Origin of the sequence: Micromonospora sp. NPDC050980, assembly GCF_040653835.1 — a bacterium.
Taxonomy (GTDB): domain Bacteria; phylum Actinomycetota; class Actinomycetes; order Mycobacteriales; family Micromonosporaceae; genus Micromonospora.
Genome location: NZ_JBFAGS010000007.1, coordinates 210,495 through 228,671, shown reverse-complemented (window position 1 = coordinate 228,671; position 18,177 = coordinate 210,495). Strand labels below are relative to the sequence as shown.

The following is an 18,177-nucleotide window of genomic DNA, read 5'->3' as shown; positions in this document are numbered from 1 at the left end:
GACCTCGGCGCCGGCCCGCGCGGACGGGTCAAGCAGCGGTGAGCACGACGACTTCCCGCCCCGCCAGACCATCTATGGCTATTTCACCGCCTGGACCACGGACGGACGGGGTCTTCACCAGCTCAACTACCAGCTCACCGGCTTGGTCCGCACCAGGGCTGGACGCGCGATGCAGCCCTCCGCCTGCGTCATCGACACCTGAAGCGTGAAGACCTCCACCAACGCGCCCCTGCCCACGCAAGGAATCGACGCCGGCGCGAAGATCGTCGGAAGCGAACGCGGCATCATCACCGACACCCGGATCCGCTCCTCGCCGTGGTCGTCAGAGCGGCCAGCACCAGCGACAACACCACGGGCATCGGCCTTCTCAACCAAGCCACGACCACTCACGCGATGCTGGCCAAGGCCTGCGTCAACGCCGCCTTCAAGGACAAAGTCATCGAACACGGCGCCGCCCTCGGCATCGACGTCGAAGTCATCGCCAAACACCCACAGGTCAAAGGGATTCTCCGTGGTCGAACGCCGCTGGGTCGTCGAACGCACCCTCGGCTGGATCATGCAACACCAACGCCTCGCCCGCCATCACGAAGCCTTACTTTACAACGCCGCCATCATGATCCACGTCGCGACGATCGAAAACCTCACGATAGATCATCGACGAAACCACCCCAGCCCAGCGAGACACCTGAAGTCGGCTCCGAACCCTACTGTTTAGACGGTCCTCAGGCTCAAGTTAGTGCTGCTCAACACTAAGTCGGACCGAAGGTCAGTACGCAAGGTCGGACCGTAAGTAGGTATTCCCAACTCCGCGCCTCTAAGTGATCGTGGTTCTGCAGTCGGCCACATTGGCCGTCTGCAGGCGGACACAGCACACGCGTTTCCGAGAGTTCAACCTCACCCCCCAAAGGAGACTCGGTGGTTACTACCGTTTCCGATCCGGAGATTGGCCATACGTTCTTACCCACGACGGCGCCCTCGATCGACCGGACTGCCGCTGAGCTGGCCGTCGGGCAGCTACTGGCCGCGTTCGGCGTCGATGCGGACTCTGAGATCGGTGTCAACACCCCCCGCAGGGTCGCGGACGCTTACGCGCAGATGCTTACGCAGAAGCCCTGGAAGTTCACCAAGTTCCCGAACGAAGATGACCAGCATGACCTGGTGGTTACCGGCGGGATTGAGTTCACGTCGGTGTGCGCGCATCATCTTCTCCCATTCTTCGGAACGGCGGCCGTCGGCTATCGCCCGACCCAGTTCATTCCCGGTCTGTCGAAGGTCGCCCGGGCCGTACGGATGTTCGCCGCACGCCTGCAGACGCAGGAGGGTATGGGTCGGCAGGTCGCTCGGTACTTGCAACAGCAGCTCGAATGCGCTGATGTTGGGGTGCTGCTGCGGGCCGAGCACACCTGCATGACGTGCCGCGGTGTGCGGGCGCAGGGATCGTTGACGATCACAGTCGCGACGACCGGGGCCCTCCAGACGGACGCCGCTGCTCGCGCCGAGTTCGTCCAGCTGGCGTCGATGGCAGGACGTGCGGCATGAGCGCCACATCGGCAGAAGCGGGGCCGACTGCGGCCAAGGGTCGGGGGGAGTACCGGATAGGGAAGTCGTTCGCATTTGAGGCCGCGCACCGGCTTGGGGGGCTGCCGGAGCGCCACAAGTGCGCGCGAGTCCACGGCCACTCTTACACCGTCGAGGTGACCCTCGTTGCGCACGTCTTGAGCGGACCCGGCTTCGTCGTCGACTTCGCAGATCTCGAGCCCGTGAAGCAGTACCTGGCCGACACGTTCGACCACCGGTTGATCAACGAGGCGATCGCGGTCGAGCCTACCAGCGAGAACCTTTCCCGGCTGATCTTCGACTGGTGCGCCGAGAGGTTGCCGCTTCCCGACGGTGTGTGCATCGAGGCCGTGAGGGTCAGCGAAACCGCGACCAGCTGGGCGGAGTACCGGATACCGGTCTGCGCTGGAAGGGAATCTCGTTGACTACCGTCGCCCGCTCTTCGGTCCGACGCAAGGCCGGCGCTGCGCAGGTCGCCGACCTCTTCTACTCATTCCAAGGCGAAGGGCCCAGCTTCGGGCGCCGTGCACTATTCGCACGCCTGATGGCCTGCAACCTGACATGCGGATACATGGCGCTGCCGAGCACCGGTGACGCGCCGGCTGACGGAGTGATGATCTGCGACACCGAGTACACGTGGAACTCTTCGCGGTACGACCTGAGCGCGGCGCGAACGTTAACGTCGGCCGAGATCTGGGAGGAGCTGCTTCGGATCGATCCCGCCACGGCCGACCCATCGCGAAACCCGGTAGACCTGGTCGTCGTGACCGGCGGCGAGCCGTTGCTGCACCGGGATGTGGTCACCAGTATCGCGTGGTCGGCGCGTGCGAGCGGGCGCACGGTCGAAGTCGAGACGAACGCGACGGTCGCGCCGGGCAGTGACCTAATCGACGCCGGGGTGGCCTTCAACGCGGGTCTGAAGCTGGAGAGTTCCGCGGTCCCCCGTGCAAAGCGGATCAAGCCGCACGTCATCAGGCAACTGCAGGACACCGGGAGAGCCCACTGGAAGTTCGTGGTGACCTGCCCGGCCGACATTCAGGAGATCGTCGCCCTGCAGCACGAGTTCGGGCTCACACAGGTGTGGCTGTCCCCAGAGGGCACCACCGCGGACGTGGTCACCGAGCGGATGCGGTGGATGGCGGACGCCGCGCTGACGCACGGCTGGAATCTGACCAGCCGCGCCCACGTCCTGATCTGGGGTGATGAACGTGGCCGTTGACCAGACACCGATCATCCTGAGCTGGGCCGATGTTGCTGAGACGGTCGACGTGATCGCCGGCCAGGTCCGCGACGATCGGCTGCCCGATGTGCTGGTGGGCGTGCTCCGCGGCGGCCTCGTTCCGGCCGTCCTGCTTTCGCACGGGCTCGGCGTTCGCGAGATGCGCGCGGTGGAGGTGGTCCATACCCTGGACGACTCCGTGAACGCCGACAAGTCCGGCACACCCCAGGTGGTGAACCCCGCTACTCTCGGCGACCTCACGGGCATGGACGTGCTGCTGGTCGACGACATCGCGGGCAGCGGCGACACCCTCGTCTGCACCGTCGGCCTGCTGCAGGCCGCCGGGGCCAAGCGGGTACGTAGCGCCGTTCTGACCGTCAACCGTGCGAACTGGCGCCGACCGCAGCGCCCCGCCGACGTCGTGACGTATCTTGGTCACCAGGTCGGCACCTGGGTGATCTTCCCCTGGGAGGCGTCAGCATGACGGCCGACCTGAACCCGGTCACCCTGCTGTGGGCACTACGGTCGCCGTGCAACCTCGGCTGCCGGTACTGCTACTTCGGCACGATCGAAGAGCACCGCGGAGCCGTACCGCTGCAATCCGGAGCGCTGTCGCACCTGGCCCGCACCGACCTGGACCTCGCTGCGATCACCGCCTTCGTGGACACCCTGCCCGGGTCCCGGGTGAAGCGAATCTTCATCGCCGGCGGTGAGCCGCTGATCTGGCCGCCGGTGATGGAGGTGATCGCCGCGATAAAAGCCGCCGGCGTGCAGGTGGTGTTGTGCACCAACGGGATTCCGCTGAACCGGCCCGAACTGCTGGACATGATCATCAGCTTGGGCGTCGACGCCGTGTCCGTATCTCTTGACTCGCCAGACGCGGACTACAACGACACGTGGAGGCCTGCCCGCAACGGCAAACACGCGCACCAGGACGTGATCAGCGGCATCCAGGCCTTGATCACCGCCCGAGGCAGCAGCCCATCGCCGAGAGTCGGCCTGTACTCGGTGATCACCCGACTCAACATTGACGTCGTCCAGACCGGCGCCGTGCTGGCGTCCGAGCTCGGCTGCGACTACTTCGTCCCGCAACCCATCGCCCTCGAGCACGGCCATGCCCTGCACACACAGCTGTCCCTGACCGACGGCGACGCAGACCCGATGTCAGAGGCATTCACCCAGCTCTACCGCTCCTGCACGCCGGTGCGGCTGCCCGACCCAAGTTATCCCGGCAGAGTCGTCGACAGCATCACCCACGAGCAAGGCTTCGTGAGCGGCTGCTTCGGCGGCACGAACCTGTTCTTCATCGAGCCGGACGGCAGCGTGTATGACTGCCCGTCGAGTTTGAAGATCGCCGCCACCGCCCCGGGACGGACCATCCGCGGTGCCGACGCACGAACGCTGTTCGCCGCAGCCGGTCCCTGCAGCGACTGCGGATTGTTCAGCCGCGACTGCGTCAACATGTGGCCGCTGATGGGCTTCGAACGGTTCCTGACCGAGCGGATTCCGACGTGACCGCCGCGGACGGCACTGCCGTCGAGGACCTGTCACGGCTGCTTGCGCAGATGCCACGGCCGGCGGGCGCCGAGTATGTCGCAGCCCTGGAAGACGAGCTCGCTACCAGGTTCGGGGTCCAACACGCCGTCGCAGTCTCATCGGGTACCGCGGCATTGCACACCGCTCTGCTCAGCCTCAGCGTCGGGCCCGGTGACGAAGTCCTGGTGCCGGCGCTGTCGGTGGTGATGTCGGTTGCGCCGATCATCCAGGCCGGCGCCCGGCCCGTGTTCGTCGACTGCGATCGGCAGGGCCGCGGTCTCGACCTGGACGACCTCGCAGCCAAGGTGACCGGGGCGACCAAAGCGGTCCTGCCTGTCCACCTGTGGGGCCGCCAAGGCGATCCCGTCCGATTGGCGCAAGCCGCCGCCGCGCACGGCCTGGCCGTGGTCGAGGACGCGTGTCAGGCCCAGGGCAGCAGGACCGGTGGGCGAGCTGCCGGAACCAACGGCGACGTGGGTTGCTTCAGCCTCAAGGACGGCAAGATCGTCTGGTGCGGTGAAGGCGGCTACCTGCTCACTGACCGCGACGACATCGCCGGCCGCGCCCGCGCGCTGCGGGCACACCACCTGCCGCCGTACGACGGCCAGCCCGAAACAGTCGGCTACAACTACCGCCTCGCCGAACCGCTCGCGATCATCGCCCGGTCGAACCTGGCCCGGTTCGACGATCTGCTCGACCATCGCCGCGGCCAAGCGCAGCAACTCGCCGGCCTGCTCGCCGCCACCCCGGGGTTGAAAGCAGCCACCGACGCGGCGGCCGGTGACAACGGCTACAGCGCGCTGTTCCGGCTGGAGCTGGAGCGCCCGCGGGCCTTCTGCGAGCACCTCGCCCGGCTCGGGGTGCCCAACAGTGTCGGCACCTTCGGGTTGACGGCCGCCGACCGGCGGCCCGCGCTCGCCCGTTACGCCGGCTCACCGTGCTCGCAAGCGGAGATGGTCATCGACCGCACCTTGGCCGTCGTCCTGACCGACCACGACACCGAGGAACGCATCAACGGTTATGCACAGACGATTTCGCGAGAGGCGAGCACGTGGGATACACACCGGTAATCCTCGGCGCCGGGCACGCCCGTGGCGACGCAGCCGCGCGACCCGAGCTGAGCTGCGCGGGTGTCCGCGCCGTCATCGACGACTACCGGACCGGCGCCTTGGGCGCCGATACGCGAGATCTCATGCGCACGCACCTCGACGAGTGCGCCGACTGCCGACAGCAGTGGCGTCGGTCCCGGTGGGGCGCCGCCCGGACCTCCGCGCTCTACGGGGAACTGGCCGGCTTTCTCGGTGACGGGTTCGTCGAGCACCGCGACACGACCCAAGAACTCGTGACCGCCTGGGACCAGGCGGCGCCGCGCACCGACCTGGAGATCCGCCGGTTCTACCGCACCACGCAGGCGTACCTCTACGACCAGGTCCTCTGGCATGCCAGCGGCACCCGCCCCAACTACGTCGCCGCAGCCCTGCCCATCCTGCAGGCGCACCCCGGACCGGTCCTCGACTGGGGCTGCGGCATCGGCGTGGATCTGCTGCGCATGCACCAGCTCGGGCTGAACGTCTGGGGATGCGAGCTTCCCTCACCACCGCGCGACTTCCTGATCTGGCGCGCCCGCCACCACGGATATCACCGTCCGATCGTCGACCCCGGCAACGCCGGCCCCAGAGCCAAGCCGACCGTCCTGTGGCTCATCGACACCCTGGATCACCTCCGCGACCCGCAGGCTTCCCTCGGCGCCCTGCTCGACACGGTCGACGTGCTGATCACCGAACGCTACGTCGACGATCCCCGCCGCGGCCGTCTGGGATTCCACTTCCGGCGCCCCCTGTCCGAGATCGCCGAGCTGCTCGCCGAGCACGGCCTGCACCCGCAGCAGCAGCGGGACGAACCGGTCCTGCTGTCGGTCTGGTCCAGGGCCCGCCGCGGCCCTGCACAGCCCGGCCCCGCCACCCACGACGACATTCGGCAAGGAGCACCCAGTGCGTGAAGTTCTGCTCTTCTCCGCCGGCTTGGACTCGTTCCCGGCGTGGCACTTCCTCGGCAAACCGCCAGCGCTGTACTTCGACAGCGGCCATTACGGCCGGCAGCAGGAGATCGACACGGTGCGGGCAATCGCCGCGGGCCACGGCATGGACCTGGAGATCAGCACCGAACTCGATTTGTCCGCTCGGGCCACGAAGGAGGGTGACCTGATCCCGTTCCGCAACGTGCTGTTCGCGATGCTCGCGGCGTTCCGCGCGGACGTCATCTGGTGTATCGGGGTCAAGGGCGATCACACCGCGGACAAAAGCCCGGAGGCGTTCGCGCGGATGAGCGACGTGCTGAGCGAGTTCGCTGACCGGCCGATCCGCGTCGACAGCCCGTTCTGGGACAAGACCAAGACCGAGATCGTCGCCTGGTATCTCGCCGCGGGACTGCCGGTAGACGCGCTGCTGCAGACGTTCTCGTGCGCCACCCCCGGTGACGCCTTCGTGCACTGCGGGGAGTGCCCCAGCTGCCTACGGCGGTGGATCGCACTGGCCAACAACGGCATCACCGGCACGTTCGTCCACGACCCATGGGCGTGGGAACGAGTCGGCAGCTACTACCGGCCCGCGATGGCCGAGGGGCGCTACCCACCGCACCGCGTCGAGGAGTTCCGACAGGCGATGTCCACCGTCACGCCGTGAACCACGCCGCAGTCCCATCTGCTTAGCGGGCCTCCTGCCCGCCCACGGCCGACCTTTGTGAGGAACGATGAACACGAACGGACTGCGGTTCGCCGCCAACATGTCCATGCTCTACGGGCACCTGCCGATGCTCGAGCGGCCGGCCGCTGCCGCCGCCGACGGGTTCATCACCGTCGAAACATGGTGGCCCTTCACCGGCCCCGAGCCCGACGCCACCGAGGTCGAAGCGTTCACGGCCGCGCTCGACGACGCCGCCGTACAGCTGGTCGCGATGAACCTCATCGAGGGCGACATGCGCGCCGGCGACCGCGGGCTGCTGTCGAGCCCCGACCGGCACGGCGAGGTCCTCGCCAGCCTCGACGTCGCGACCAGTTTCGCCGACCGGGTCGGCTGCCGCATTCTCATGGTGCTCTACGGCAATCGTGAACCAGGCGTCGACCCGCATCAGCAGGACCGCCTCGCCGTCGAGAACCTCGCCATCGCCGCAGCAGCCGCTGACCGGATCGGCGCTTGCGTCGCGTTGGAGGCGATCAGCCCGGCGGAAGCCCCGGACTACCCGATTAGCGACGCCGACACCGCCGCGGCGACGACCGATGCGGTCAACGACCGCAGCGGGCTGACCAACACCGGGCTGTTGGCCGACCTCTACCACCACGGACGCTCCGGCGAGGACGTGCCCGGCCTGCTGCGCCGTCACGCCCAGCGGCTGCTGCACGTGCAGGTCGCCGACGATCCCGGCCGGGGACGGCCCGGCTCCGGAGCACTGGACTACCCGGCGTACTTCGCCGCACTGCACGACATCGGCTATGCCGGCTGGATCGGCCTGGAGTACGAACCGACCCGCGATCCCCGGGTCGACTTCGACTGGCTGCCCACGCTGCGGCCGGCCGCCTGAGAAGGAAGCAAGGGAGACTACCGATGCAGTCGTTGGCGCCATCGCCGTCCGCCCCAGCCGGTCAGGGAGGTACCCCCACCGACCCGCTGCGTTGGCTGGGGCTGCCGCAGGGCCGCCTGGTCACCATGGAGGGCATCTGGGGAGCGGGCAAGACCACCGCGGCCCGGCTGGTCAGCACCCGCCTGGAAAAAGCCAGCTTCAGCACTGCCGTCATCCATTACGGCGGCGAGCCGGGCACCATCGGCCGCCTGTCGCAGTTCCTCGAAACCGCGCCGCTACGCTCCCGCACCGGACTCGGCGGATACCAGAGCGCCCACCACAGCACCGTCGACGTCCTGCTACGCCTGTGCCGCGAAGCCCACCATCACCTCACCTGCTTCGGGCCGGCACTGGCCGCCAACGATGTGGTGCTCGTCGACCACGGCATCTACTCCAAGATCGCCTGGGCGTTGACCGTACTGACCGAGACCGACCCACAGGCAGACCAGGCCCAGACCTTGACCCGCATCCGGGCCCTGACCGCGCCCTGGTTCTGCACCCCCGACGTCCCCGTCTTCCTCGACACCCCCTGGCCGCTGGCCCGGGAAAGGGCGATCAGCAGGGGGCATGGCGGCGGCAATCCGGCGGCTGTCGAACGGCTGCTGTTCTTGCCCCGGTATGTCGAGGCGTACCGCCGGGTCCTCACCGACCTGATGCCACCGACGCTGCGCATCCGGGTCGGGCTGCGCGACCCCGAGGACGTCGCCGACGAGATCACCGCCGAACTCCTTGGCTTACTCAGGGCCGCACCGACGGCCGCGGATCAGACCACGGCGGCGCAACCGCATACGCCGGTGCCCGCCGACCGGAGGAACTGACCAGCCATGACATCGTTCCTCGACACGTTGCCGACCGACCGGCTCCTGCTGGACGTGTCCCTGTGGTCCGCCGACCTGTCGGCCCTGGGCGCCGAGGCAACCCGGATCAGCCCTTACGCCGATCTGCTGCACATCGACGCCTCCGACACCGTGTTCGTCCCGCAGCCGCTGTTCTTCCCCGACCTGGTGAGCGCCGTCCGAGCACACACCAGCCTGCCGTTGCACGTGCATCTCATGGCGCATCACCCGGCCCGGCTCGCGCAGGCGTTCGTTGAGGCCGGCGCCGACCTGATCACCGTGCACGCCGAGGCCCGCGAAGCCACCGACGCCATCGAGGTCATCCGCGCCGCCGGCCGAGCGGCCGGGGTCGCCTTGACGCTCGACACCGCGCCGGACGCCGTGGCCGGCATGCTCACAATGGCGGATGCCGCCGTGCTGATCGGCACGCCGCTGGGCACCAAGGGCACCTCCATGGACCCGGCCGCCGTTAGCCGGATCGCCGACACACGACGCCTGCTGAACGCGGCGGGCCGACGTGTCCCGATCTTCGCCGACGGCGGGATCCGCCGGGACACCGTGGCCTCGCTGGCCGACGCTGGAGCGGCCGGCGTGGTCCCCGGATCCCTGCTGTGGAGCAGCAACGATCTTGCCGGAACCGCTGCCTGGATCCGCGACCAACGAGCGGCAGGGAGCCCCCGATGACCGGCGAAGCCCTGGCAGGGTGGACCGTCAGCCTCGACATGTGGGGAACGCTGATCGACCACACCGACAAAGACGCGGTCGCCGCATGGCGGGTGGCGGAGTTCGCGCGAGTCTTCGACGCGTTCGGGCACCGCCGCACACTCGACGAGGTTCGCGCCGCCGTCAGCGCCACAGACCAGGATGTCCTGCGTCAGCAGCGGCGGCACGGCGTGCAGCCGGTCCTGGACGACATGCTCGCCGCGATCCGCGGGCCGCTCGACATCCCCGACACACTGCAGATGACCTCGCTGCTTCGCGTCGTGCACACCCACGCCGCCCTGCGTGGATGCCCGCAACCGTTGCAAGGCGCTGTCGAGACCCTCACCGCGCTGAGCATGAGCGGTGCCCGGCTCGTGCTGACCTCCAACACCCTCGCGACCTCAGCCGAGGTACATCGGCAGCTCCTGCACGACCTCGGCCTGTCCGTGTACTTCGCGGACATGCTCTTCTCCGGAGAACTCGGTATCGCGAAACCCCACCCCGACGTATTCGCCGCCATCACCGCTCGGGCGCAGTGCCCGCCCGAGCGGGTATGGCATGTCGGCGACGACCGCCGCACCGACGTCAACGGGGCACTCACGGCCGGGTGCCGAGCCGTGCATTACCGCCCGGACGGCGAAGCCGCCCGGGGCGAGGTTCCCGTCATCACTCATCTCGGCCAGCTCGTCGACCTGCTGACAACCGCCTGCCAACGGGCTGGCGCCGGCAACCTGGAGGAGTCATGACCCCGGCGATGTCCCACACCACTTCGCTGCTGACGCCGCTGCACCCGGCCAGCCCCGGAACCGAATACCGGCTGTCGGACTTACTGCAACGACACCAGGCTGGCGACGCGGTCTTCGTCACCGACGATGTCGCCGGCTACCGCGGCGGCCACGACCCCCTGTTGTATACCGCGTACCGCGACGTGCTTTCCCCGCGAACGGCCGACGGTTCCGACTGGTTCGCGGACCTGGTCGAGTACCAGCCGGGGCAGCTGCCCGGAGGTGAACTGATCCGCTCCACCGGGCACTGGAACACCCCGACACAGCTCGAAATCTTCCAGACACTGACCGGCCGGGTCCTGATGCTCGCCGCATGGCGCACTAGCTCAGGCGAGCCGGTCCTGACCTGTCAGACGTGTGATGCCGGGGAAATGGCCGTCATTCCCTTCGGTGGCTGGCACCTCACCCTCGTTCTCGACGGCCCCGCCGCAGTGTTCAACTTCTACACCGACCTGCCAGCCGATCCCGCTCCGCCGCAGCAGGCAGCACCGCATCAGGCACCGGCGGCCGGAGATCGAGGCAAGTACCGGCGAGCGGCGCCGGTCGAGCTCACCGCGGTCCGTGCCGGGGACGGATTCGCGATCACCGGACCTGCCAGGAGTCTGGCCGTCTGGGGTGCCGCACAACCGGTCTCGGAGGCGGCCTGGCTGCGCGACATCGTCGCCGGCACAAGTCTTCCGGACTTCTACCGCGATGCCGACAGCGCGACGCTGGCCGCCTTGGTCGCGAACACGCGCCGCCACGTACCTGTCAGCCACCGAACGGATCCTCGATGACCACATCGAATCCCCCGGCGATGGCCGGCACGGCGACTTTCCGGTGCGCCACCGCGTCGGTCACGCTCACCACCGACATCGACGGCGCCCTGGACGAGGCCCGGAAGATCCTCTACTCCTACGACGAACTCCCCGGCACCGGCGGCACCTGGCAGGTCCACCTGCGCCACGACCCGGACGTCGTCACAAACCCGAACGCTCACACCGACGGCGACGAGTTCGACATCGGGCCGCAGACGTACGCGTACCGGCACGACGGCGCCCTGCAAAACGTGTTCTGGGTGCCGGCCCGCCGCACCCTCCTGCACGCCGGCCCAGCCGCGAAAGTGATCTGCGCCTGGTGCGCCGACCTTCCCGCCGCGCTTGACTGGGCGCCGCGGCTGGTTCGGCAAGCCATGACCGCGCAACTACTGGCAGCCGGCATGGTCTACGCCCACGCTGCCGCCTTCACCCACGGCGAGCGTGGCGTCCTGATCGCGGGCAACCGTGGCCGGGGCAAGACGACGACGCTGCTGGCGGCCCTGCACCATCTCGGCGTGAACTACTGCACCAACGACCGGCTCATGCTCCACGCCACCGGCGAGGATCTGCACGGCTATCCATGGCCGATGCCGCTACGAGCCGGGATCGGCACCCTCACCGCCCTGCCGCACCTGCGGCACCTGGTCCCACCGCAACAGCAGACGCTAGCCGCCGAGCAACGATGGACATTCCCCACCAAGATCGTCGTGGAGCCGCCCGCCTTCTCCACACTGATGCAGCCCGAGGCGACCGTCACCCGCCACCTGCGCGTTTCGATGATGCTCTGGCCGCAGCTTGACCCAACCCGAACCGAGGTCCAGGTCGAGCGGGTCGACCCGGACGAGGTCGCGGCAACCGTGAACAAAACCCGCATGTTCATGCACGACCTGCACCGCGGCGCCAGCGCCCACACCAACCAGTGGCTCGCCGCGGCCCCCGACGACGACGTCGTCTACCGGAACGTGGAGCAGGCAGCTGCGGTCCTGGCCGGGCAGCCCTGCTTCCGCATCCGGGCTGGCGCCGACCCGGTCGCGCTGGCCGCCGCCGTCGGCCGGTTGCTCGACAACGAGGCGGCCGGATGAACGCCATCGAACCCGTCCAGAGCTTCTTTCCCGACACAACCGAGCGCCCGCGCGTGTACCGGCTGCTGCGGGCGGCGAGCGAACCGGCCCACCGGGAACTCGGCGAGGCGCCCGGCCTGGACGACATCCCTCCCCTGGGCGAGGTCCTGGAGTACGTCATCAACGCCAAGATGACCTGCCTGTTCGCGGACTGGCTCAGCCGATACGGCCACACCCAGCGCTTTCCCCGGCCGATGCAGCAGTTCCTACGCGGGCAACTGCGCCTCAACGCCTACCGATCGCGCAAGCACCATCAAGAAGCCGCAGCGATCATCGCCGCGCTGCACGACCACGACGTGCCTGCCGCGGCGATCAACGGCATCGCCCACGCCGCCCTGCTCTACCCCGAAGCCGGCGTCCGGCAGTCCAGCGACGTCGACATCCTCATCCCCGCATCCGCGGCGGCCACCGCCGCAGCGCTGCTCACCCGCCGCGGCTACTACAGCACCGGTCGCAGCCCCACGACCTTGCACCGCGACTTCGACGACCCAATCGTGCCCGGGCTCACCCTCGACCTGACCACCGAGCTGGCCCACACCGGCGACGACACCACCATCCAGACGATTCTCGACCGGCGTGTACCTGCACCCGGAAGTGTCGAACACCAGGCGCCGCTGCCGATCCTGCACCGAGATGACGGGTTCCGGCACACCCTGGCCCGCGTCGCCTCCCAGCGCCGCTGGCCCGCCCTGGCCGACGCGCTGCACTACGCCCTCGACGACACCAGCCCCCAACCGGCCACCGCCCTCGACGAGCCGTCGCGGGCGGGCTGGGATCTCGTCCGTTCCTGCTGGCCCCAACTCCCGCAGGACGCGCCTCCGAGCGGGAGCCACCGATGATCGTGCAACTGACCGGTCTCCCCGGCACGGGCAAGACCACACTGGCCACCGGCCTCGGCCGACACTTCGGAGAGCGTTGCCTGCTGCTGGCTAAGGACCTCGTACGCGATGCCCTGTACGGCCCGTCCGGGCAGGTCACCTACCAGCGGGAACAGGACGACTTCGTCGTCTCCCTGCTGCACCTGGCCGCCCGGGAACGACTCACCCGCGACCCGGACGCCGTGATCGTCCTCGAACGCACCGGCACCCGCGCGTACCAGCTCGACGACGTCACCCAGCTGGCCACCACGCTCGGACAACCGTTGGCCGTCATCCACTGCTGGTGCCCCGACACGGTGGCCCGCGACCGGCTCGATGCCGACCACCGCGACGGCACCCATCCCGCCGGCAACCGCACCTTCAGCCTGTACCAGCAGTTGCAGCAGTACGCCGACCCGATCACCGTTCCAGCACTGCGACTGCAGACCGACACCGGCGCGGACGAACTGCTCGCCGCTGCGCTCGGCTACCTCGACCAGCTGCACACCAACCGATCGGAGGCCGCCGCCCGATGACGCACCAGCTCGCCGACCTGCTCGACATCGCCCGTACCGCCGTCCAACTCGGCACACGAGTCCTGGAGACGGCCGCCGTCCGGCAGGTCACCGCCAAAGGGCCCAAGGACGTGGTCACCGACCTCGACCTGAGCATCGAGCAGCAGATCCTCGCCTTCTTGAAAGAACGAACCCCCGACATCGACCGGTACAGCGAAGAGGCGGGCGGCGACCCGGCCCGCCCGCGCCAACGGTGGGTCCTCGACCCGATCGACGGCACCGTCAACCTCGTCCACGGCCTGCCGCTCTACGGGGTCTCCCTCGCCCTCACCGACGGCGTCCAGCCGCTGCTCGGCGTGATCAGCCTTCCCACCCTCCGCCGCACCTACTGGGGCGCCGCCGAACTGGGCGCCTGGTGCAACAACCAACCCATCGCACCGTCCGAAGCGAGGAACCTCGCCGACGCCGTGATCGCCATCGGCGACTACGGCACCGGCGACGACGCCGACGAACGCAACGCCGTCGCCGTCGCACTGCACGCCGCCCTCGCTCCCGCCGCCGGCAAGGTCCGCATGCTGGGCTCCGCCGCCGTGGACCTGGCCTTCGTGGCCGACGGATCCCTCGATGCCAGCATCACCCTCGGCAACCGGGACTGGGACATGGCCGCCGGCGTCGCGATCGCCCGAGCGGCTGGCGCGAACGTCACCGACACCGACGGCACCCCCCACGACCTCGCCTCTCGCACCACGATCGTCACCGCACCCGGACTGACCGGCGCGGTGCTCGACACACTGCGTCAGGCAACCACCGGCACTACGTACGCCTGAACAAGGAGATGCGGATGCTCATCGGATTCGAAGGGCTGACCGGCGCCGGGAAAAGTACCCAGTCCGGCATGCTCGCCGACTGCCTGACCGAACAGGGGCTGACCGTCACCTACCTGCCCGACAACCTGACCCGCGCCGCCGATCCGCTCGGCCGGGCGCTGCTGACGTTGTTCGACTCCGGTGATCCGTTCTCCCGACATGAACACGTTGTCACCGACACCCTGCTCGGCGCGGCGATTCGGGCGGACACCTACGCCACCGACATCGCCGGCCACCTCGCCGAGGGCAGCACCGTCGTCGAAGACCGCGGGATCCACACCCTCTACTCCTACAGCCTCGCCCGGCTCCTGCAGCACCACCACATCGTCCGTGCCGACGCGATCACCTGGCTGCGCAACGTCGGGACCTTCGCCGGCCCCGCCGCCGTCCGGTCCGTGTGGCTCTACCTGCCCGCCGACGATGCCATCGCCCGCGCGGAACTCCGGCAAGGCCATCCGTACACCGCCGAGCAGCGGGCGTTCCTCCGGTTCGTCCACGATGCGTACGCCGAACTCGCGCGAACCGATCCCGACCTGCACCGAGTCGACGTCACAGGACTCAATCCCCAACAGGCACATCACGCGGTGCTCGCCGACCTGGCCACCTTGCCGACCTTCGCTGCGAAACGTGCCACCGCGGCGTGACACGACCGGCGGCGTCGCGAGACCCGCCACGCGCCCAGCTACTACGGTCGGTGCCGTCCATCAACCCCAATTACCATGGAGCCGAAGACAGCATGATTGCCCGATCCCACGAGGCCCCCCAAACGCTGCTTACCGAACTCCGGCAGGCCCGTGAGCACGGAGGCGAAGCCCTCAGCGACTCCCTGGCTAGCCTCGGCGTACGTCCGCTCTCCGGGGGCATGCAGAACGATCTTTACCGGTGGACGTCGCCGGGTGGCCATGACATCGTGATCAAGTTCTACACCAAGACGGACCGGCGGCGTGCCGAGCGCGAATGGGCGGCACTGAACCTCCTCGAGCCGCAGCACCTTGGCACTGTCCCGGTCCCGCTGTGGCTCGACCCGGCCGAAGTCGAACCAGCCATCGGCATGACCGTGCTTCACGGCACCCCGCTGATCGAGGCAGCGGATCGGCTGCACGCCCTGCGCGGCCTTGCCTGCACGACCATGCAACTGCAGGCGGTCCCGCTGTCTGGGCTGATGGCCGAGTTACCTCGCATCGACAGCGGTGAGCACTACTTGGTCCGGCTGACCCAGGCATGGCCGGAACTGCTCGAGGACCAGGCCGACGACCCACTCGCACCCGCCATGCAGCAGCTGCTCGCCGCCTGGCACAGCAGCGGTGACGCCGACGTGATCATGGAGCGGGCCGAGCCGGTGCTGTCCCGCGGCGACGCCAATATGCTCAACTGGCTCCAGACCTCCGACGGGGCCGCCTGCGTCGACTTCGAGTACGCCGGCTACAGCAACCAGGTGTTCGACGCCGCCGACCACATCGAGCACATCAGCGCCCGCGACGTGCCCGACGAGGTGTGGGTGAACGTGCTGCCCGACCTCGGGGTCACCGACGCCCACCGCAAGCAGTTCGCGGCGAACCAGCGCACGTGCGCTCTGCGGTGGCTCGCCGTCCTGTGGAAGCAGCGAGTCCGCCGCCGCGACGAGTTCACCCGGCAGCACGAACGGGTCGACATGCTCTTCGGTTCCTCCAACCCTTACGCCTAGGGCCTGCTGGCCCAAGCCCGGATCGCGCGGACGTTCACCGAACTCAGATCGGCGGGCAAGGTCCGCCACTCTGCGGAGTTCGCTTCCGAATTCGTGTTCAGGAGCCCCATGAAAATCGACATTGTGCACCCCGGCTACCTGGCCGTGCAGCCGTCGGACCTGACGACGAAAGGCGTGGGCGGGAACGAGACAGGCATGATCCTGTCCGCCCGCGGCCTCGCCGCGCGAGGCCATGAAGTGCGGGTGTACGCCGACTGCCCACGCCTTGAGGATCGCGGCGTACAGTGGCTGCCCCTCACGGAACTCGCCGAGGACGATTACCGGGACGTGATCATTTTCTGGGTCCGGACTAAGAGGATGGAGCCGGGCCGGTTCAATGCGCCAGTACGAGCGGTGAAGCTCGGACTAAAGACGCCCAACGACAGCCTCATCAACCAGGTTGGCACCGGTGACGTCAACCTCTTGATCGCCTTCTCGGACTTCCAACGCGACCTGTACATCAACGACTTTGGTTACCCGCCAGATGCCGACTGGGTCGTCACAGCCGACGGCTTGGACACCTCGGACTACGCCGAGCAGCCACCCAAGGTACCAGGACGATGTCTGCACGCCGCCAACCCGAAGCGGGGCCTGGAACCGCTGCTGGACATGTGGCCCTCCATTCGCCGGGTGCACCCGGACGCAGAGCTGTTCGTTGCCTCGAGTCACCTCCTGCGAGGAATAACAGTCGAGGAAGACTTGCGCCGAGCCGGAGTGCTGTATGAGCGCGCGAGGGCGATGGCATCCGACGGCGTGCACTACCTGGGCCGGCTAGCAAAACCGGACCTCATCCGCCTTCAGCTGACTGCAGAGTTCTACCTGTACCCCACTACGTACCCGGAGACCTGCTGCATCGCCGCTATGGAGGCCGCCGCCGCCGGCGCAGTGATCGTCTGTTCGCCGGCCGGCGCTCTGTCGGATCGGGTCATCGACGGCGTCACCGGCTGCCTGGTCGAGGGAGACCCAGCAGACACCGTCGTGGCCCGAACCTTCGTAGAGCGGATCACCACTCTGCGATCGGACCCGACCCGGCTGAAATGCATGGCGCAGGCGGCGAAAGAATTCGCTGGCGCTAGCGACTACACAAAGGTGCTCCTCGTCTGGGAAGAAGCCTTCAGTCGAGTTCTCCCCTCGTTGCCCCCCGGCTGAGCCCAACAGTCTCAGGATTCTTCGCCCGAACTCGGACGTGTGCCATGAAGACTATAATCATTGATCTCGATGACACCTTGATTGAGGATATGCAGGCCGCGAAAACGTCAGTCGCCCAGACACTTTCGACGGTCGCCTTACCCACCGACGGCGAGACAATCGAACTGGCTCTGCAGTTGATCAGAAAGATGTGGAAGGCGCACCCTCACCGGCACACTGGTTCGCTCGCTCACGTCAGCGGATGGGAGGCACTCTGGCTACCGCGCGAGAATACAGGGCTCCCCGGGCCTGTCATCGAGTCGCTGCAGCAACATGAGGTCCAGGTCTGGTCCGCAATACTCGATGCGCGCCGAGCCGACCCGGCCAGGGCGAAAACCGCAGCGGAAGGCTACCGTTCGTTCCGCCACCGCCTCATCCGCGCCCTGCCGGGCACCCAAGCCAAGCTGGCCGAACTCCGTCAGAACCACCGACTCTGGCTTGCCACTAACGGGATGCCGGCGCACCAGTGCCGGAAGCTAGCGAAGGCAGGGCTCGCAGACTATTTTGATCGGATTCTGGTCTCCGGCGACGTAGGCGCCGCCAAGTCGCACCCCGCTTTTGCGTCCGCAATCGGGCGTGAATTGGCTCGGGACGAACTTCGTATCTGCCTTGTGATAGGGGACAGCACCACCCAGGACCTACAGTTGGCCAGCAACGGTGGCTGGAACGCCGCTCACGTCTGCCCGGCCGGATCCTGCGACGAAGAAGTCGTGAACACCGTAACCACAGTGACGCACATTCGTTCCCTGAATCACGTCGCATGTGAATGCCCGTCTTCAGCGGCACGCAGACTTCGACTGTGAGGGCGTCAGCCAAGCGGAGCGAGGTTGGGGCGACAACCTGCCGCGTGGTTTCGCCCC

Annotated in this window: 21 protein-coding genes and 1 pseudogene; all 22 read left to right on the top strand. The window is 68.0% G+C overall.

Annotation, left to right across the window (positions count from 1 at the left end; genetic code table 11):
• Positions 1-49: 49 nt before the first annotated feature.
• A pseudogene (locus AB0H28_RS14270) lies at positions 50-689 on the top strand (transposase); the annotation flags it as partial.
• Positions 690-915: 226 nt separating this feature from the next.
• Complete coding sequence (gene folE, locus AB0H28_RS14265) at positions 916-1,539, top strand: GTP cyclohydrolase I (RefSeq protein ID WP_358038821.1); 624 nt, start codon at positions 916-918, stop codon at positions 1,537-1,539.
• A complete protein-coding gene (gene queD, locus AB0H28_RS14260; RefSeq protein WP_358038818.1) occupies positions 1,536-1,982 on the top strand; it encodes a 6-carboxytetrahydropterin synthase QueD in 447 nt (148 codons plus the stop codon). Before folE ends, queD begins: the two co-directional genes overlap by 4 nt.
• Entirely contained in the window at positions 1,979-2,776 is a 798-nt protein-coding gene (locus AB0H28_RS14255) for a 7-carboxy-7-deazaguanine synthase QueE (RefSeq protein ID WP_358038815.1), read from the top strand. Before queD ends, AB0H28_RS14255 begins: the two co-directional genes overlap by 4 nt.
• Positions 2,760-3,260: a phosphoribosyltransferase family protein gene (locus AB0H28_RS14250; RefSeq protein ID WP_358038812.1), complete on the top strand. Its 501-nt coding sequence runs from the start codon at positions 2,760-2,762 to the stop codon at positions 3,258-3,260. The genes AB0H28_RS14255 and AB0H28_RS14250 overlap by 17 nt, the downstream gene beginning before the upstream one ends.
• Positions 3,257-4,291: a radical SAM protein gene (locus AB0H28_RS14245; RefSeq protein ID WP_358038809.1), complete on the top strand. Its 1,035-nt coding sequence runs from the start codon at positions 3,257-3,259 to the stop codon at positions 4,289-4,291. Before AB0H28_RS14250 ends, AB0H28_RS14245 begins: the two co-directional genes overlap by 4 nt.
• Positions 4,288-5,382, top strand: a complete 1,095-nt coding sequence (locus AB0H28_RS14240) for an aminotransferase class I/II-fold pyridoxal phosphate-dependent enzyme (protein WP_358038806.1) — start codon at positions 4,288-4,290, stop codon at positions 5,380-5,382. The genes AB0H28_RS14245 and AB0H28_RS14240 overlap by 4 nt, the downstream gene beginning before the upstream one ends.
• Positions 5,364-6,311, top strand: coding sequence for a zf-HC2 domain-containing protein (locus AB0H28_RS14235; protein ID WP_358038803.1), 948 nt, complete (start codon positions 5,364-5,366; stop codon positions 6,309-6,311). Before AB0H28_RS14240 ends, AB0H28_RS14235 begins: the two co-directional genes overlap by 19 nt.
• Positions 6,304-6,993, top strand: a complete 690-nt coding sequence (locus tag AB0H28_RS14230; protein WP_358038800.1) for a 7-cyano-7-deazaguanine synthase — start codon at positions 6,304-6,306, stop codon at positions 6,991-6,993. Before AB0H28_RS14235 ends, AB0H28_RS14230 begins: the two co-directional genes overlap by 8 nt.
• Before the next feature lie 67 nt (positions 6,994-7,060).
• Complete coding sequence (locus AB0H28_RS14225; RefSeq protein ID WP_358038797.1) at positions 7,061-7,888, top strand: TIM barrel protein; 828 nt, start codon at positions 7,061-7,063, stop codon at positions 7,886-7,888.
• A gap of 23 nt (positions 7,889-7,911) precedes the next feature.
• Complete coding sequence (locus tag AB0H28_RS14220; RefSeq protein ID WP_358038795.1) at positions 7,912-8,745, top strand: hypothetical protein; 834 nt, start codon at positions 7,912-7,914, stop codon at positions 8,743-8,745.
• A gap of 6 nt (positions 8,746-8,751) precedes the next feature.
• Positions 8,752-9,447 (top strand): ribulose-phosphate 3-epimerase, encoded by a 696-nt coding sequence (locus tag AB0H28_RS14215; protein WP_358038792.1) that lies wholly within the window; start codon positions 8,752-8,754, stop codon positions 9,445-9,447.
• Positions 9,444-10,211, top strand: a complete 768-nt coding sequence (locus AB0H28_RS14210) for an HAD family hydrolase (protein ID WP_358038789.1) — start codon at positions 9,444-9,446, stop codon at positions 10,209-10,211. The genes AB0H28_RS14215 and AB0H28_RS14210 overlap by 4 nt, the downstream gene beginning before the upstream one ends.
• Positions 10,208-11,026: a hypothetical protein gene (locus tag AB0H28_RS14205; RefSeq protein WP_358038786.1), complete on the top strand. Its 819-nt coding sequence runs from the start codon at positions 10,208-10,210 to the stop codon at positions 11,024-11,026. The genes AB0H28_RS14210 and AB0H28_RS14205 overlap by 4 nt, the downstream gene beginning before the upstream one ends.
• Positions 11,023-12,129 (top strand): hypothetical protein, encoded by a 1,107-nt coding sequence (locus tag AB0H28_RS14200; RefSeq protein WP_358038783.1) that lies wholly within the window; start codon positions 11,023-11,025, stop codon positions 12,127-12,129. Before AB0H28_RS14205 ends, AB0H28_RS14200 begins: the two co-directional genes overlap by 4 nt.
• Positions 12,126-13,007: a nucleotidyltransferase family protein gene (locus tag AB0H28_RS14195; RefSeq protein WP_358038780.1), complete on the top strand. Its 882-nt coding sequence runs from the start codon at positions 12,126-12,128 to the stop codon at positions 13,005-13,007. The genes AB0H28_RS14200 and AB0H28_RS14195 overlap by 4 nt, the downstream gene beginning before the upstream one ends.
• Entirely contained in the window at positions 13,004-13,561 is a 558-nt protein-coding gene (locus tag AB0H28_RS14190) for an AAA family ATPase (protein WP_358038777.1), read from the top strand. Before AB0H28_RS14195 ends, AB0H28_RS14190 begins: the two co-directional genes overlap by 4 nt.
• Complete coding sequence (locus tag AB0H28_RS14185) at positions 13,558-14,367, top strand: inositol monophosphatase family protein (RefSeq protein ID WP_358038774.1); 810 nt, start codon at positions 13,558-13,560, stop codon at positions 14,365-14,367. Before AB0H28_RS14190 ends, AB0H28_RS14185 begins: the two co-directional genes overlap by 4 nt.
• Before the next feature lie 8 nt (positions 14,368-14,375).
• Positions 14,376-15,050, top strand: coding sequence for a thymidylate kinase (locus tag AB0H28_RS14180; RefSeq protein ID WP_358038771.1), 675 nt, complete (start codon positions 14,376-14,378; stop codon positions 15,048-15,050).
• A 50-nt stretch (positions 15,051-15,100) separates the two neighbouring features.
• On the top strand, positions 15,101-16,090 hold the full coding sequence (locus tag AB0H28_RS14175) for a phosphotransferase (protein ID WP_358038768.1): 990 nt from the start codon (positions 15,101-15,103) through the stop codon (positions 16,088-16,090).
• A 108-nt stretch (positions 16,091-16,198) separates the two neighbouring features.
• Positions 16,199-17,278 (top strand): glycosyltransferase, encoded by a 1,080-nt coding sequence (locus AB0H28_RS14170; protein ID WP_358038765.1) that lies wholly within the window; start codon positions 16,199-16,201, stop codon positions 17,276-17,278.
• Positions 17,279-17,322: 44 nt separating this feature from the next.
• Positions 17,323-18,120, top strand: coding sequence for an HAD family hydrolase (locus AB0H28_RS14165; protein ID WP_358038762.1), 798 nt, complete (start codon positions 17,323-17,325; stop codon positions 18,118-18,120).
• Positions 18,121-18,177 lie beyond the last annotated feature (57 nt).

Excerpts from the sequence above, each read along its gene's own strand:
- AB0H28_RS14190 (WP_358038777.1), top strand. The coding sequence starts at position 13,004 with ATGATCGTGCAACTGACCGGTCTCCCCGGCACGGGCAAGACCACACTG.
- AB0H28_RS14180 (WP_358038771.1), top strand. The coding sequence starts at position 14,376 with ATGCGGATGCTCATCGGATTCGAAGGGCTGACCGGCGCCGGGAAAAGT.
- AB0H28_RS14170 (WP_358038765.1), top strand. The coding sequence starts at position 16,199 with ATGAAAATCGACATTGTGCACCCCGGCTACCTGGCCGTGCAGCCGTCG.
- AB0H28_RS14205 (WP_358038786.1), top strand. The coding sequence starts at position 10,208 with ATGACCCCGGCGATGTCCCACACCACTTCGCTGCTGACGCCGCTGCAC.
- queD (WP_358038818.1), top strand. The coding sequence starts at position 1,536 with ATGAGCGCCACATCGGCAGAAGCGGGGCCGACTGCGGCCAAGGGTCGG.
- AB0H28_RS14185 (WP_358038774.1), top strand. The coding sequence starts at position 13,558 with ATGACGCACCAGCTCGCCGACCTGCTCGACATCGCCCGTACCGCCGTC.
- AB0H28_RS14245 (WP_358038809.1), top strand. The coding sequence starts at position 3,257 with ATGACGGCCGACCTGAACCCGGTCACCCTGCTGTGGGCACTACGGTCG.
- AB0H28_RS14165 (WP_358038762.1), top strand. The coding sequence starts at position 17,323 with ATGAAGACTATAATCATTGATCTCGATGACACCTTGATTGAGGATATG.
- AB0H28_RS14225 (WP_358038797.1), top strand. The coding sequence starts at position 7,061 with ATGAACACGAACGGACTGCGGTTCGCCGCCAACATGTCCATGCTCTAC.
- AB0H28_RS14250 (WP_358038812.1), top strand. The coding sequence starts at position 2,760 with ATGAACGTGGCCGTTGACCAGACACCGATCATCCTGAGCTGGGCCGAT.
- AB0H28_RS14210 (WP_358038789.1), top strand. The coding sequence starts at position 9,444 with ATGACCGGCGAAGCCCTGGCAGGGTGGACCGTCAGCCTCGACATGTGG.
- AB0H28_RS14200 (WP_358038783.1), top strand. The coding sequence starts at position 11,023 with ATGACCACATCGAATCCCCCGGCGATGGCCGGCACGGCGACTTTCCGG.
- AB0H28_RS14195 (WP_358038780.1), top strand. The coding sequence starts at position 12,126 with ATGAACGCCATCGAACCCGTCCAGAGCTTCTTTCCCGACACAACCGAG.
- AB0H28_RS14215 (WP_358038792.1), top strand. The coding sequence starts at position 8,752 with ATGACATCGTTCCTCGACACGTTGCCGACCGACCGGCTCCTGCTGGAC.
- AB0H28_RS14220 (WP_358038795.1), top strand. The coding sequence starts at position 7,912 with ATGCAGTCGTTGGCGCCATCGCCGTCCGCCCCAGCCGGTCAGGGAGGT.